At 35.2% G+C, this 14,350-nt stretch carries 13 protein-coding genes; 4 read left to right on the forward strand and 9 right to left on the reverse strand.

Going from position 1 to position 14,350, the window contains the following annotated elements; all coding sequences use genetic code 11:
• Positions 1 to 43: 43 nt before the first annotated feature.
• From AC0608_RS00930 to AC0608_RS00940, 3 genes are all read right to left on the reverse strand, one after another.
• Entirely contained in the window at positions 44 to 991 is a 948-nt protein-coding gene (locus AC0608_RS00930; RefSeq protein ID WP_478287811.1) for an ABC transporter ATP-binding protein, read from the reverse strand.
• Positions 992 to 1,095: 104 nt separating this feature from the next.
• On the reverse strand, positions 1,096 to 1,791 hold the full coding sequence (locus tag AC0608_RS00935) for a YiaD family glycine zipper/OmpA-like lipoprotein (RefSeq protein ID WP_417958366.1): 696 nt from the start codon (positions 1,789 to 1,791) through the stop codon (positions 1,096 to 1,098).
• A 25-nt stretch (positions 1,792 to 1,816) separates the two neighbouring features.
• Positions 1,817 to 2,293 (reverse strand): lipocalin family protein, encoded by a 477-nt coding sequence (locus tag AC0608_RS00940; protein WP_417958368.1) that lies wholly within the window; start codon positions 2,291 to 2,293, stop codon positions 1,817 to 1,819.
• Between the two features lie 180 nt (positions 2,294 to 2,473).
• Between AC0608_RS00940 and htpG the strand changes: the two genes are divergently transcribed.
• Positions 2,474 to 4,375 (forward strand): molecular chaperone HtpG, encoded by a 1,902-nt coding sequence (gene htpG / locus AC0608_RS00945; RefSeq protein ID WP_478287812.1) that lies wholly within the window; start codon positions 2,474 to 2,476, stop codon positions 4,373 to 4,375.
• Between the two features lie 399 nt (positions 4,376 to 4,774).
• Positions 4,775 to 5,434: an SLATT domain-containing protein gene (locus tag AC0608_RS00950; RefSeq protein WP_478287813.1), complete on the forward strand. Its 660-nt coding sequence runs from the start codon at positions 4,775 to 4,777 to the stop codon at positions 5,432 to 5,434.
• A 363-nt stretch (positions 5,435 to 5,797) separates the two neighbouring features.
• Here the strand turns inward: AC0608_RS00950 and AC0608_RS00955 are convergent, their stop codons facing one another.
• From AC0608_RS00955 to AC0608_RS00975, 5 genes are read right to left on the reverse strand one after another with little or no spacing between them, the layout of a single operon-like run.
• The gene (locus AC0608_RS00955; protein WP_478287814.1) at positions 5,798 to 6,763 is read right to left on the reverse strand and encodes a sodium-dependent bicarbonate transport family permease; all 966 of its coding nucleotides are present in this window, start codon (positions 6,761 to 6,763) and stop codon (positions 5,798 to 5,800) included.
• A 36-nt stretch (positions 6,764 to 6,799) separates the two neighbouring features.
• Positions 6,800 to 8,152 (reverse strand): dihydroorotase, encoded by a 1,353-nt coding sequence (locus tag AC0608_RS00960; RefSeq protein ID WP_478287815.1) that lies wholly within the window; start codon positions 8,150 to 8,152, stop codon positions 6,800 to 6,802.
• Between the two features lie 3 nt (positions 8,153 to 8,155).
• Positions 8,156 to 9,115: an L-threonylcarbamoyladenylate synthase gene (locus AC0608_RS00965; RefSeq protein ID WP_478287816.1), complete on the reverse strand. Its 960-nt coding sequence runs from the start codon at positions 9,113 to 9,115 to the stop codon at positions 8,156 to 8,158.
• Between the two features lie 3 nt (positions 9,116 to 9,118).
• On the reverse strand, positions 9,119 to 9,955 hold the full coding sequence (locus AC0608_RS00970) for a DUF6671 family protein (RefSeq protein ID WP_478287817.1): 837 nt from the start codon (positions 9,953 to 9,955) through the stop codon (positions 9,119 to 9,121).
• Positions 9,948 to 10,250 carry a hypothetical protein gene (locus tag AC0608_RS00975; protein WP_417958378.1) on the reverse strand — a complete coding sequence of 101 codons (303 nt, stop codon included), beginning with the start codon at positions 10,248 to 10,250 and terminating at the stop codon, positions 9,948 to 9,950. Before AC0608_RS00975 ends, AC0608_RS00970 begins: the two co-directional genes overlap by 8 nt.
• 274 nt (positions 10,251 to 10,524) lie before the next feature.
• Between AC0608_RS00975 and AC0608_RS00980 the strand changes: the two genes are divergently transcribed.
• Complete coding sequence (locus AC0608_RS00980) at positions 10,525 to 11,442, forward strand: LysR family transcriptional regulator (RefSeq protein ID WP_417958380.1); 918 nt, start codon at positions 10,525 to 10,527, stop codon at positions 11,440 to 11,442.
• A gap of 117 nt (positions 11,443 to 11,559) precedes the next feature.
• Here AC0608_RS00980 and AC0608_RS00985 read toward each other — a convergent pair whose 3' ends face one another.
• Entirely contained in the window at positions 11,560 to 13,665 is a 2,106-nt protein-coding gene (locus tag AC0608_RS00985; RefSeq protein WP_478287818.1) for a TonB-dependent receptor domain-containing protein, read from the reverse strand.
• A gap of 162 nt (positions 13,666 to 13,827) precedes the next feature.
• Between AC0608_RS00985 and AC0608_RS00990 the strand changes: the two genes are divergently transcribed.
• Positions 13,828 to 14,229, forward strand: coding sequence for a DUF2721 domain-containing protein (locus tag AC0608_RS00990; RefSeq protein WP_417958383.1), 402 nt, complete (start codon positions 13,828 to 13,830; stop codon positions 14,227 to 14,229).
• Positions 14,230 to 14,350: the final 121 nt, after the last annotated feature.

Consider the following 14,350-nt stretch of genomic DNA (forward strand, 5'->3'; position numbering starts at 1 on the left):
TGGGGTTTTGCTTTGTAATTCCTTATAAAATTACAGGATATCCTTAAGCAATCATCAAGGTTACTTCCTGATTGCGTTCTAATTCTGAATCGTGTTCAAAGAAAATAGCCCTTCTTTCAAAAGCTGCTTTAACTAAATAATGGCTTCCTTTAAAATAGCATTGTTTTACAACCGCTTGCAACATTCCGTTGTCAACCACTTTCAATTGATGCGGATACAATAAAAGTGCAACATCCTCTTCGCCTTCAAGCGCTATTAGTTGAGATAATTTTAATTCATTTACTTCCCCAAAAAGCGAGGCTATGTATTTATTAGCCGGGTTTTGATATAGTGTTTTTGAGTTCCCTTTTGCTACCACTTTTCCGTTTTGAACCACAATCGTTTCATCAGAGAAAGACAATGCATCGGTGCTGTCATGTGTGGCGATAATACAGGTAATCCCTTTGTCTTTTAAATACCTAAATAAGTTGCGGCGCAACGAATTTTTTCTAAAGGAATCAATTTGGCTGAAAGGTTCATCCAGCAAAATAATTTCGGGTTCCAAAGCCAAAACTCTGGCCAAAGCCACTCGTTGTTGCTGTCCGCCACTTAGGAACTTCGCTTTTACTTTTGCAAAAGCGGTCATTTCGACCATGTCTAATAATTCTTGAACACGGGCTTTCTTTTGTTCAGGATACATATTCGACAAGAACTTGCCTACATTTTCCGCAACGGTTACATAGGGCATTAAATCGAAATCCTGAGCTAAATACTTGATATATTCTTCTCCTGGTATAAGATTGTATTTAGGACCCAAAATAGGTTTTTTGTTATAAATGATTTCGCCGTTATCCAAATCATATAATCCGTATATGAGTTTTAACAACGTACTTTTGCCACAACCGCTTTCGCCAATAATAGCAGTGTTTTGACCTTTGGCAATAGTAAAACTAACATTTTCAATAACGGGGGAATCAATATAAGTAAAGGAAATATCTTTTATCTCGAGCATCGTTTGTATTTAAGAGTACAAATTTACAATGTTTAATTAAATTTGGCCACAAAAAAAGGCTGCTTCTTGACGAAACAGCCTTTGTTTTTATGGTATTTTTTTGCTTAGTTTTTCACTTCAGCTTCGGCATCTTTAATCATTTTTTCATTTGCAGTAATAGCAAATTCAACACGACGGTTTTGACTTCTGCCATCAACTGTTTCATTTGAAGCAATTGGATCAGCAATTCCTAAACCAGTAACTTGAAATCTACTAGAAGAAACTCCTTTACTACTCAAATAATTTCTAACCGATGCGGCTCTTTGGCCTGATAATTTTAAGTTGTAACTAGCGGTACCCGTGTTGTCTGTATATCCATAAATAGTAATATTAGTATCCGGATATTCTGCAAAAACAGGAACTAGTTTATCTAAGTTTGCTTTTGCACTGGCAGTCAAAGATGATTTATTGGTATCAAAACGAACCGCATTTTCATTCAAAACTAATTTGATTCCTTCTCCAATACGCACTACTTCTGCTCCTGGAAGAACAGCATCAATCTCTCTGGCCTGTTTGTCCATTTTATTACCAATAACGCCTCCGGCAACACCACCAATAACACCACCTAATACAGCTCCCATGGCGCCTTTACCCCCTTTTCCTACATTATTCCCAAGAATACCTCCCAAAACCGCACCACCTGCAGCTCCAATGGCTACACCTCGTTGTGTTTTGTTAGTGTTTTTTAAGGACTCACAACTTGTGAATAGTGAACCTATAACCATTATTGTTGCTATTGCAACTACTGAAATCTTTTTCATATCTCTATTTTTTATTTTTTACTAATTAATTAACTTTTTGAAACTGGTACAACACCTCTGTCATTTTTCCTCCTACATCAATTTTATCAATCAATTGAAAGGAAGTTTCAGTTTGATTGGCTAGATTTAAAACATACCCTTCTCTAACTTTTCTAGCTTTTTCTCCCGCATTAAGCACTTTAAGCACAAATTGACCTTCATTATTCACAAACCAAGTAATTGGCGAACTGAATGTGATGCAATTGGCTTTTGTCAAAGCCATATTTCCTTTGTTATTATTTGAAACAAATTTCCAATTACTACCTACAAAACATTCCGAGTCTGCAATCTGAAAAGTGTTCACTTTAATGTATTGTGAACCAGGATAAGTCACTGAACTGATTACCCAATTCCCTTTTATTGCTACTTGAGATTTTCTATCTGTATTTGTACTTGTTGCTGATGTTGACTTACATGCAAACATCAAAACCGCTAATGTGCACAATAAAATAACTTTTTTCATTTTCTTAAATTTTAATGAATTAATACTTACACAAATATACAAAGCAATGAAACAAGATTGTTTCAGAATTAAATTATTTTATATCATAATTAACGCTTGCGACAATTTGTCACTTCTATTAGAATTGGTATTCTATTTGAAAGAATTCTATCCATAAAAATAAACTTAAAAATTCAAAATATGACAACAGGTAAAATTAATGTTTCAGTAGAGAACATCTTTCCCTTAATCAAGAAATTCTTATACAGTGATCACGAAATTTTCTTGCGTGAATTAATTTCTAACGGAACGGATGCAACGCTTAAATTAAAACATTTAACCAGTATTGGTGAAGCTAAAGTAGAATATGGCAACCCAATTATCGAAGTAAAAATCGACAAGGAAGGCAAAAAACTACACATCATCGATCAAGGTCTAGGAATGACGGCGGATGAAGTAGAGAAATACATCAATCAAGTCGCATTTTCTGGTGCTGAGGAATTTTTGGACAAATACAAAGATTCCGCTAAAGATTCTGGAATTATTGGCCATTTTGGTCTTGGTTTCTATTCTGCTTTTATGGTAGCCGAAAAAGTGGAAATCATCACTAAATCATTCAAAGATGAACCTGGTGCACACTGGACTTGTGATGGTAGCCCGGAATTCACTTTAGAACCAGCTGACAAAACCACTCGCGGAACAGAAATAATTTTGCATATCGCCGAAGATTCTTTAGAATTTTTAGAAGATTCAAAAATCAATCAGCTCCTAAATAAGTACAATAAGTTCATGCCTATTCCAATTAAATTTGGAACCAAAAAAGAAAAAATTGAACAAAAAAAGGGTGAAGAAGTTGCTGCAGAAGATATCGATAAAACTTTTACTGAAGTAGAAGTTGACAACATCATCAACAACCCAAATCCGGCTTGGACGAAACAGCCAACTGAATTATCTGATGCTGATTACAAGGATTTCTACAGAGAAGTCTATCCTATGCAATTTGAAGAGCCGTTATTCCACATCCATTTGAATGTAGATTATCCGTTTAATTTAACTGGTATTTTGTATTTTCCAAAATTAGGTTCGGATTTACAAATTCAGAAAGATAAAATTCAGTTGTACCAAAATCAAGTGTACGTAACAGATAATGTAGAAGGAATTGTTCCTGAATTCCTTACCATGTTGAAAGGAGTTATCGATTCACCGGACATTCCATTGAACGTTTCTCGTTCTGGATTGCAAGCGGATGCCGCGGTAAAGAAAATCTCCAATTACATCACGCGTAAAGTAGCGGATAAATTGAAATCGTTATTCAACGAAAATCGTGCAGATTTTGAACAAAAATGGAATGACATCAAAATCGTTTTGGAGTACGGAATGCTTTCTGAAGATAAATTCTACGAAAAAGCAGGAGCGTTTGTATTATATCCAACAGTGGATGGCAAATATTACACGCTGGAAGAATTAAAAGAAAATCTTGCTGCAAATCAAACGGATAAAGACGGGAAATTAGTGGTTTTATATGCTGGAAACAGAGAAGCGCAACACTCTTATATCGAAATTGCAAAAGAGAAAGGGTATGAAGTATTAGTGCTTGATTCTCCAATTATCTCGCATTTAATTCAAAAAATTGAAGGCGATAACAGCAACATGACGTTTGTACGTGTGGATTCAGATCATATTGATAATTTGATTAAAAAAGAGGAAACGACTATTTCTAAATTATCGGAGGAAGAGCAAACCAACTTGAAAACTGTTTTAGAAGCTATTGTTCCTAAACAAACGTACTCCGTACAACTGGAAGCTTTAGATAGCAATGCTTCCCCATTTATCATCACGCAACCGGAATTCATGCGTAGAATGAAGGAAATGAGTCAGTCTGGTGGCGGTGGAATGTTTGGAATGGGAAATATGCCGGAAATGTACAATTTGGTAGTAAATACAAATTCTGAATTGGCAACAAGTATTCTAAACAATAAAGACAAAGACGCTCAGGAAAGTTTGGTCAAACAAGCGCTTGACCTAGCTAAATTATCACAAAACCTATTAAAAGGAGAAGCGTTGACCGCTTTTGTGAAAAGAAGTTTTGAGCTGATTAAATAAGCAGAGAACCCATTTTATGAAGTAAGTATGAATCTCTATTCTAAACTTGCTTCGGAATATCCAAAATACTAAAGCTGTCCAACCTTGGGCAGCTTTTTTTTTGGAGCAGAACGATTGTTTTCCAAAATTACTTTCGTCCCGATAGAAGCGATAATCCTTTGCTTTTGGCTCCCGCCAAAGCAAAGGATTATCGCTTCTATCGGGGCTATTTACAACATTTTAAGGTTATAACTTCGTTCAGCAAAAGGACTAACCAATTGATAATTTGTAAAGGATTATTTATATATTTGTAAATAATCCGCTATTTAACAGCGACAATCTACCCAATTTTGGGTGCATAATGGCTATAGAGCAGCGAGTATGTACAAGTTAGGCAACATATTACAAAAAAAGTAAAAAATGACCAAAGAAAGTAAATCAACTTTTATAAAAGAAAAAGGAAAAGAACATTTGGATAAAGATTTTCTCGAAGAACTAAAACATAAAATTTGGTCAACTAAAGGAACTAGATTTTATGCAGACACGAGAAATAAAACAACAGCTAAATACTCCAATTTAGGTCTAACATTGTTATCAGCTTATTTAATCATATTCGGTTTCTTATCAGTTTATAATTTATATAATGCAAAAGAATATAACCCAAATTTGATTGCATTTGCTATTACGGCAATTTCAATATTTCTACTTATTTTCTCAGTTTTTGAAAACACACAAAATTATTTAGTAAAAGCTAAAAACTTTCACGACTGTGCGCTTGATTTAGCTGATGTTTACAATGAATTACAGAATTACAAATCTTATGAAATTGATGCAACAGAAAAAGAAAAAATGCAATTTTGTTTTAAACTTCAAGAAAAATATCAAATAATTTTACGTAAATACGAAAATCACGAACCAATTGATAATAAAAAATTTCGTTTAAGTTATCCAGATTATTATAAAGTGAAATGGTATGAAAATATTATAGTTCCGTTTGAATATTTTTTAAGGACAAAACTAATTTATATATCATTAATGGTAGCACCTGCAATTCTAATAATCAAATTAATTAGTAAATAGAAAATACGTTGCCTAACATCTAGGGTTTCGTTGCGTGCGCAGCACCAACAATGAAACTTGATCGCACCGATATACCAAAATAGTTAGCGCAGTTTTGCAAACTGTGCCCACAATAGTGAGCAAACAATACAAATAATACAAAAAAATGTCCACAAAGTATAAAGCCACAACAACCGAAGACCCCAGCTAGCGCAAGTGTCCCGCTCGTGAACATACTCAAGAGTAAATAACTATAAATTAAACCTGCAAGTTTACCCTTGCAGGTTTTTTTGCTTCAAAAACTTAACATTTATACTAATTCTTGTTATTAACTATAGTTTCTGAAACAATTAATATGTATGGCACATTGGACGAAGCAACATATCAAATGTGAGACAATACAATTGAAAAATAAATAGGCATCCCAAAAGTAATGTTAAAAGGAAACGTTACTGCCAAAGCCATGGGTAAAAAGATCCCTGGATTCGCCTTTGGAACGGCTATTTTCATCGCGGCCGGAACGGCAATATAAGAAGCACTGGCCGCCAGAACCGCAAAAATAAAACGATTCCCAACATCTTCGGTAACGAATTGACTTAAGAAAGCCACAATACATCCGTTGATCAATGGAAAAACAATAGCAAAAAAGACGCTAAACCAGCCACTTTTGAAAAAATCATTTAATTTTCGTCCACTAACAATTCCCATATCCAATAAAAATAAAGCCAAAAACCCTTTGAAAATATCAGTAGTAAACGGCTTAATTCCTAAAGCCTGTTGTTCACTGGCTAAAAACCCAATAACCAAACTTCCAAGAATTAAGAGTACGCTTCCGTTAGTAAAAGAGTGCTTAACAATTGTACTCATTTTAGTTTTCTGAACGTGTTCTTTATTAAACAGCCGAATTAAGATTACACCAATAATAATAGCCGGAGCCTCCATAAGCGCCATTACAGCAACCATATGGCCGCTAAAAGTATAGTTTTGAATTTCTAAAAAAGAGATGGCCGTTACAAAGGTAACTGCACTCACGGACCCATAAGCCGCAGCAATAGCGCCCGAATTCTCGATGCTAAACTTTTTCTTTAAAATAAAAAAGGTATAGAATGGAATTATTACTGCAATCAATACCCCAAAAACGATTGACCAAATTATGTCTACGCTAAAGTGACTGTGCGCTAATTCCTGACCGCCTTTAAAACCAATTGAAAAAAGAAGGTATAGTGATATAAATTTAGAGGTGTTATCCGGAATTTCTAAATCACTTTTTACATAGACGGCTATAATTCCCAACACAAAAAACAATAGGGCCGGGTTAGTTAAATTATCTACTAATAAACTAAGATTCATATTTCAATTGTTTTAAAATTATTGTATACATTTTGGTTATCTTATCTTTTCAAATTTTAATCTTTTCCCCTTTATATCCGTTTGGACAAGTCCTTTTTCATACACTACATTTCCATTTACAAAAGTTGAATTGATGCTGCTTTTAAAAACCTGTCCTACAAAAGGAGACCACTTGCATTTGTATAAAAGAGAACTTGTGGTTACTTCCTGTTCTTTATTTAAATCAACTAGAACTAAATCGGCAAAATAGCCCTCTCGTATGAAGCCTCTTTCTTTGATTCTGTAAATTTCGGCTACGTTATGGCTCATTTTTTCGACTACCTTCTCCAAAGGAATTTCACCGCGATGAAATAATTCTAATATTGCTAGAAGAGCGTGTTGTACTAAAGGGCCGCCTGAATGCGCCTGGAAATAATTTCCTGCTTTTTCAGCAATAGTATGGGGAGCATGATCCGTAGCAATAATATCTATTCTATCGTTTAGCAATGCCTGCATTAAACCTTTTCGATCCTGATTTGTTTTAATAGAGGGATTCCATTTAATCTTGGAACCCAATTTAGAGTAATCGGCATCCGAAAACCAAAGATGGTGTATACAAGCTTCGGCGGTGATTCGTTTATCTCGAATGGGTACCGTATTATCAAATAATTCAGCTTCCGCCAAAGTTGAAATATGAAACAGATGCAAGCGCGTATCGTGTTTTTTAGCAATCGACCGCACTCTTTTGGTCGCTTTTACACAAGCAAGTTCATCGCGGATCAGGGAATGGTACAAAAAAGGAATGTCGGTCCCATATTGAAGCTTGAACTTCCAGATATTTGCTTTTATAATTGCGTCATCTTCACTGTGCAAGGCGATAAGCGTATCTGTTCTTGAAAAAAGCTGCTCTAAAAAATCTGGATAATTCGCTAGAATTCCTTCGTCATTGTTAAAATAGAGTCCATCATCAGTGATCCCACATACATTTTCGGTATCCGTTTGTAAAGCTTCTTCTAAGTTATGCTTCGAAATCCCCATAAAAAACGAGTAATTAGCAATAGATTTCTCAGCCGCCATCGTGTATTTTTCTTCCAATAACTCTTGAGTCAGCGTGTTAGGAATCGTGTTAGGCATATCCATAAAGGAGGTGATTCCTCCCGCTACAGCGGCGACTGACTCTGAAAAAATTGTGCCTTTATGGGTTAGTCCGGGTTCTCTAAAATGAACCTGATCATCAATTACACCCGGAAGCAGATAGAGCCCTGTCGCATCAATTTCAATGTATTTTTTTGCAGCGTTTAACACAATTACAGGTGCTATCTTTTCAATTCTTTCCCCTGAAAGCAACACATCTAAAACACGTATTTGACCTTCGTTAACTACCGTTGCGTTTCTGATAATAGTATTCATATATTATTTTTTAGTAGCTCTTTCTAATCGATCGTTTATCGTTCTGCCTAAACCAATATCTGGAAATCGTTCTGCAATAATGAAGTCAAGATTTAGGCTGTCCAATCGGTGCATAGCGGCATACAATCCCGAAGCAGCTTCGGTTAAACTGCCCTTGGGTGATAGAATTTCTTCTGCTGTAATTCTTGGATCGTAAATCCCATTTTGGTATACTAACACCCCAATTTTTTGATTTGAAAAGGTTTCAAGCAACTCAAGGACATTTGCTGTTAAAAGGGTCGAAGTCAATGGCGCATAATGCCTGGAAAGCATCCCAGGTGCTATAGGTGTAGTATCGTCATGGGTCATAATTTTAACAGTACCCACAATTGCTATCATATCTTCAATTGCAAGAGATCCCAATCGGTATACAACAGGCTCCCCGTTTTCAAATCCTATGATGGTGGATTCAATTCCCCTTTCGCATGCACCGCCATCTAAAACCATTGGTACAGTATCGTGGAAATAAGCGTTGACATGTTCCGCCTTTGTTGGACTAATAGAACCGAAAGGATTGGCACTTGGTGCGGCAAGCGGATAGCTTAATTGTTGTAAAAGAGCCAAAGTCAGCGGGTGATTCGGAACCCTCACGGCCACGGTATCTTTGCCACCTGTAACTAGATCCGGAATAGAACTTTGTTTTTTTAATACTAACGTTAAAGGCCCCGGCCAAAACGCAGCTGCCAGTTCCAATGCTTTTTCTGGGATGTCTCTTGCTACTAATGGCAAGTCCTGTAACGACTTAATATGGACGATTAAGGGATTGAAAGAAGGCCTTTGCTTAATCGTAAAAATACTTTGGATGGCTTTTTGGCTGTAAATATTTCCTGCCAAACCATAAACCGTTTCGGTAGGAATACCGATGATTTGGTCGTTATTTAAAAGCGCTACGGCATTGTAAATCGAATTACGTATTACAGGCATAATTTAAGGATTACAGGCATCACAATAACCGGGTTCTTCCGTTGTTTTTTGATGAGGATGCATTTTTTGCAAACTAAAAGTACACTTCCGGCAAGTGTAAATAAAACTCAGCGTAGAACGAGTGGGTGTTGAACACAAAGAGCAAGGCAAGCCAGACTCAACTGCTGTAATGCTAAAACCAGGCGTTTTACAACTGGGACATCCTGTTTTTATGGTTTCTAGTAATTTTTGTGCCGCTATCTTTATCACACCCATCCGGGTGGGGTTATGGAGGGCTCGCATATCGGTTTCGGCATAAACGCTCCCAAAAACACTACTTAAATGTTCAAAAGATTCTTCTAACTGACTGCGTGTAGTAATGCCTTTAATTATAGGAGTAAGATCCCCCTGCTTGGCTCTCAAAATTATTCCATGAGTCGGAAACTTAACCCTATCCGCAAAATCAAGAAGCATTTCTTTAGTATTGATTGTTGCTCCATAAAAATTAGTATTCAGACTGAGTTCTCTAACAACGATTTCTAAATTGTTTTTTTTATCTACAAAAAGTAAAAGTTCATCATCAGCCTGAGCAAAAAAAAGAGAGGGATGCGAACCAAAAGAACCTTCACTAGCAATCCCCAAATCACAGTTAAATTGCTCCATTGCCAATAAACATTTAGCTCTTACGGTTTCTAATGCACTATTTTTTCGTTCCACTTCTCCCGAAAAAGTTCCGAAAATATCCGAATCATAATTGTGAGGTACAAAACAGTGAACGCCCAAACCTTTTTCAAATATGGGAGCAATTACCTGCTCTTTGTGATGTTTCGTTGCAATTAGCAATTTCCTATCTTTAAACATTCACTTCTGTTTTTATTTTGGAAGTTAAAACGATTTGAATCACACTGTCAATTCTTAATACCAGATCCTTTGCCGAAGCTTCTTCAATCAGTTCTTTGATGTATTCAGAAGCATCTGTAAGGGCTTCAAGTCTGATTTTTGAATGTAGATTCTCTTGATTGTATCGTATCTGGCTGCTAAATACCTCCAAATTATGAAAATTAATTTTACTGTTTATCAAAGAAAAGAGGACTTTCCCTGCCTCGGAAGGTTCAAATTGACCTTCAATTAATTTAAATTGATATTCTTTTTTCATAGCTTTTTTTATAACAGATTAGATTTTTCATTCTTCATCAACATGTAGGTACTAAAAAAGATTCCTGTTCCTAATAAAATTATACAAAACATGTTTGTATGATCCAGTATTGATAATAGTAGTCCACAAATTAGCCAAACCACAGCAAACAGCAAACTGATTTTTTTGTTCTTATTCTCTTTTTTCATACCTACTCATTTATTTCACACAAAGGTAAAACCGGATATTCATATATTTTTATTTATATTTGTAATGATATACATAAAAAATATTTATGAACTATACCTTGCATCAGCTACACGTGTTTTTAAAAATCACCCAAAATAACAGCGTTACAAAGGCGGCGATGGAACTGCATCTTTCACAACCCGCAGTATCGATTCAATTAAAAAATTTTCAAGACCAATTTGATGTTCCCCTAACAGAAGTTATTGGCAGAAAACTATATGTAACTGATTTTGGTAAAGAAATTTCGATAGCTGCCGAGAAGATATTAAATGAAGTGCATGCCATTAATTATAAAACAATGGCGTTTAAAGGACAACTAGCGGGGCGATTAAAAATTTCCGTAGTCTCCACAGGGAAATATGTCATTCCCTATTTTTTATCTGAATTTTTGAAACAACATCAGGGCGTTGAATTAATATTGGATGTGACCAATAAGACTAAAGTGTTGAAAAATCTAGAAAAAAACGAAGTCGATTTTTCCTTGGTTTCCGTTCTGCCAGAAACCCTGCAAATTGAAAAAGTAGAGCTTATGCCTAATTCCCTTTTTCTTGTTGCTAACATGGATCAAAAAATAGGGAATGGCATTCAAGATAAAAAAATCATAGAAACCTTACCGATGATTTATCGCGAGCAAGGATCAGGAACCAGATATGTCATGGAAAAATTTATAGAAAACAATCAATTGACGGTCCTAAAAAAAATGGTTCTTACTAGCAATGAAGCGGTAAAACAAGCGGTAATCGCTGGACTTGGATGTTCTATCATGCCATTAATCGGTATAAAAAACGAACTCCATAACGGTGACTTACAAATTATTGCGGTACACGGCCTGCCAATTCAATCCAACTGGAATTTAATTTGGTTAAAAGGCAAGAAATTTTCACCAGTAGCCACTGCCTACTTAAAATTCGTTCAAGAAGAAAAAAACAGAATTATTGAACAAAAATTTAACTGGATTAAATAATAATAATAATAATAATAAAGGTAACAATTAAGTACCAAACGGTCGCTTTGAACAAAAACAATCGAATACAATTTGGCACTTCAAATAGAAAGCATCCCCTGCTAAAAAACAATATCGCTATTGATTTAAAAGGCCTCCCTCTTCTTTTTTCTCTTTGTTTAACAAATTAGGATCTTCTTTGGCCAATTTGTTTTTGGTTGGAATTTTATAATTTACGCTAAACCCAAAACGACGCGTATCATTTTTATTCGCCAATAACAAAGGCGTATCGTAGGAGCTGAACAAAAATCGATTGGAATTGAGGACATCATCCGCACTTATCGAAACCGACAATTGATCCTTGAAGAATTTTTTAGAAAATGTTAAGTCTAAGGTATTATTAAAGGGTTTCTCAGCAATAAAATAAAAATAATTTCCCTTAGGCACGATGTAATTAAAATTAGCAACAAACTTGATGCCTTTTGGCAACAGAATTTGAGACATCAAATTGAACATCCAAAAACCATGAGTCGTAATTCCCGGGATCTGATGAAACTGATACGCCGTATACACATATAAAAAGTTCATGGTATCCGGATTAACATCCATCTTCAACGTTTCTTTCAGCCCCTTTGTAAACAACATATACGGAATAGGCAAACCGACATTAAAATTGTGAATTTTAATGTTTGGAACGTTTACACTAGTATTCACAACGACATTGTCTGTAAGCAACACTCTGTTGATTACTTGATTCTGAGCAGAACTCACATTATACCCGATAAAAGCGTAATCAAAAGCACTCAATTTGGCTTCATAATTGTCAAAAATCGTAGGTTGCAAATTAGGATTTCCAGAATAATCTACATTTGGATTTTGGTAATTCGTGTTGTTTGGATTTAAAGCGGAAGTGCTTGGCAAACTAATTTTCTTATTGTAATTGACATTAAAATAAACCGAATTACTAAAATTATATTGGGCGCTTGCATTTGGAAAAAAACGGAATTGTTGGAATGGAATCAACTCGGCTGTATTGGTTTTTCCAGTAATATTATAATCCTCAGCTCTTCCACCCAAAATAAAATTAAACTTATCAAATTTAGATTGTAGTTCACCATAAGCAGCTGCCGTTTTACGCTGATAATCCAAATTGACAATTTCCATGTTTTGGGTTTCAAAAAGAAGTGCTTCATACAAACCTCCAAAACTTATTTTCCCTTCATCAGAAAATGCAATGGGTTGTGAATAATCAAATTTGGCGTTATACAATCGTTGTGTTGAGGCATTATCTAATAGTACCACATTCTCTTTTCTAGAATTCAGTGCAAAATCATTCTGATTGCTGTTATAATTGAATCTGAAATCTAATTTTTTGGCTTTATCCTCAAACTTCTTTTGGAAAGTAATAACAAAATCCTGACGCAAAGCATCCGTGTAGGAATCATCATTTGTGCTGAATCCAGGTCCATTTCCTATTGTATTACTATTGTTGTTACTGTAGTTTACATCATAATTAAATAATAAGCGATCGTTCCCTATATCGAAAGTCAGCGCTGATTTAGCAAAATTAGTGCGCCCGATACGAGCTGCAGATGTAGCCGAAAGCAATGAGGTTGCATTGTTTTCTTTTTTTGTCAATGATGTCCACACCGCCGTTTCTCTATAATTTTGTCCTACATTCAATTGCCATCCAAAATATTTATTCTTAGCACTCAACAACAAACTATTATTGACTCTCCACCGCAAATAGTCGTAACTCGTAAAATTAGTACTATTGGTATAGGTCGCACTTAAATAATTCTTGGCATTTTTATTGGTAATGATATTCATAATCGCACCACCCGAAGTAGCTGGAAACTCCGCCCCTGGCTGTGTTATGATTTCAATTTTTTCAATAGCGTTGGCAGGCATTCCCTCCAGAAAAGAATTCAACTCATTTGAGGTAATATTCAATGGTCTTCCGTCCATAAAAACATCTAATTGTTTGCCTTGATACAGCATTCCCGCAACATCCGAAGCGATAAGACCGGGTAGTTTTTTAATCCCTTCCAATACAGAACCAGAATTTAGACTGGGCTGACTGGAAAAATCAAATATGGTTCTATCGGCCTTTTGCTCTATTGCTTTTTTAGTTTTCACTATTGCAACTTCATTCAATTCCACTGCTTTTCCAGGCGCGTCTTGAGCTGTGAGGGTAAATACAGCCCCTAGAAAAAATATACTAAGTAAATAATTCTTTTTCATTGTTTGAATATGTAATACCCATTTAGTAGTCCTATAAAACAAAACGTTACTCAAAATCAAAAAAAAAATTATAGGTTGCTCTAATTAGCAACCTTTGAAGCCCTATTTCTATAAAGAATAACGACCTTTGAGAATCATTACAATTCCAAAACACAAGCAAATATGACTTTACACATAGAAACTCCGGCCCTACTTTTTGGTGCGACCTCTTTGATTTTATTAGCATACACCAATCGATTTTTGACTATTGCTACAATTGTAAGGGGATTAAAAAAAACCTATACCGAAAAACACAATGATATCATTTTATTAGAAATCAAAAATCTCAATTTGCGCTTGACATTGATTCGAAATATGCAAATGGCAGGTGTTTTGAGTCTGTTTTTATCCGTTTTTGCAATGCTCCTTTTATTCTTGGAACAGCAAACGGTTGGAATCTATCTCTTTGGGTTGAGTTTATTAGGATTATTGATTTCCTTGGCGTTATCTTTTTGGGAAATTAGTATATCCGTAAATGCACTGCGCCTACATTTAAGTGATTTAATAAATACAAAAGTGAAATAAAAATCGCTTTCATCTTAGTAATCTAATAATGAAATTTATAATCCCTTCATTTCTAAGCGAAATAAAAACACAATTTAGGTCTAAAATATTAACACCTAGTTTATAACTCATTACTAGGAAC

It is taken from the genome of Flavobacterium sp. GNP008 (genome assembly GCF_056428965.1).

What these genes read in the sequence shown, in the direction of transcription:
- AC0608_RS00990 (WP_417958383.1), top strand. Translation starts at nt 13,828, where the DNA reads ATGACTTTACACATAGAAACTCCGGCCCTACTTTTTGGTGCGACCTCT.
- htpG (WP_478287812.1), top strand. Translation starts at nt 2,474, where the DNA reads ATGACAACAGGTAAAATTAATGTTTCAGTAGAGAACATCTTTCCCTTA.
- AC0608_RS00970 (WP_478287817.1), bottom strand. Translation starts at nt 9,955, where the DNA reads ATGTTTAAAGATAGGAAATTGCTAATTGCAACGAAACATCACAAAGAG.
- AC0608_RS00950 (WP_478287813.1), top strand. Translation starts at nt 4,775, where the DNA reads ATGACCAAAGAAAGTAAATCAACTTTTATAAAAGAAAAAGGAAAAGAA.
- AC0608_RS00935 (WP_417958366.1), bottom strand. Translation starts at nt 1,791, where the DNA reads ATGAAAAAGATTTCAGTAGTTGCAATAGCAACAATAATGGTTATAGGT.
- AC0608_RS00940 (WP_417958368.1), bottom strand. Translation starts at nt 2,293, where the DNA reads ATGAAAAAAGTTATTTTATTGTGCACATTAGCGGTTTTGATGTTTGCA.
- AC0608_RS00960 (WP_478287815.1), bottom strand. Translation starts at nt 8,152, where the DNA reads ATGAATACTATTATCAGAAACGCAACGGTAGTTAACGAAGGTCAAATA.
- AC0608_RS00955 (WP_478287814.1), bottom strand. Translation starts at nt 6,763, where the DNA reads ATGAATCTTAGTTTATTAGTAGATAATTTAACTAACCCGGCCCTATTG.
- AC0608_RS00980 (WP_417958380.1), top strand. Translation starts at nt 10,525, where the DNA reads ATGAACTATACCTTGCATCAGCTACACGTGTTTTTAAAAATCACCCAA.
- AC0608_RS00930 (WP_478287811.1), bottom strand. Translation starts at nt 991, where the DNA reads ATGCTCGAGATAAAAGATATTTCCTTTACTTATATTGATTCCCCCGTT.
- AC0608_RS00975 (WP_417958378.1), bottom strand. Translation starts at nt 10,250, where the DNA reads ATGAAAAAAGAATATCAATTTAAATTAATTGAAGGTCAATTTGAACCT.
- AC0608_RS00985 (WP_478287818.1), bottom strand. Translation starts at nt 13,665, where the DNA reads ATGAAAAAGAATTATTTACTTAGTATATTTTTTCTAGGGGCTGTATTT.
- AC0608_RS00965 (WP_478287816.1), bottom strand. Translation starts at nt 9,115, where the DNA reads ATGCCTGTAATACGTAATTCGATTTACAATGCCGTAGCGCTTTTAAAT.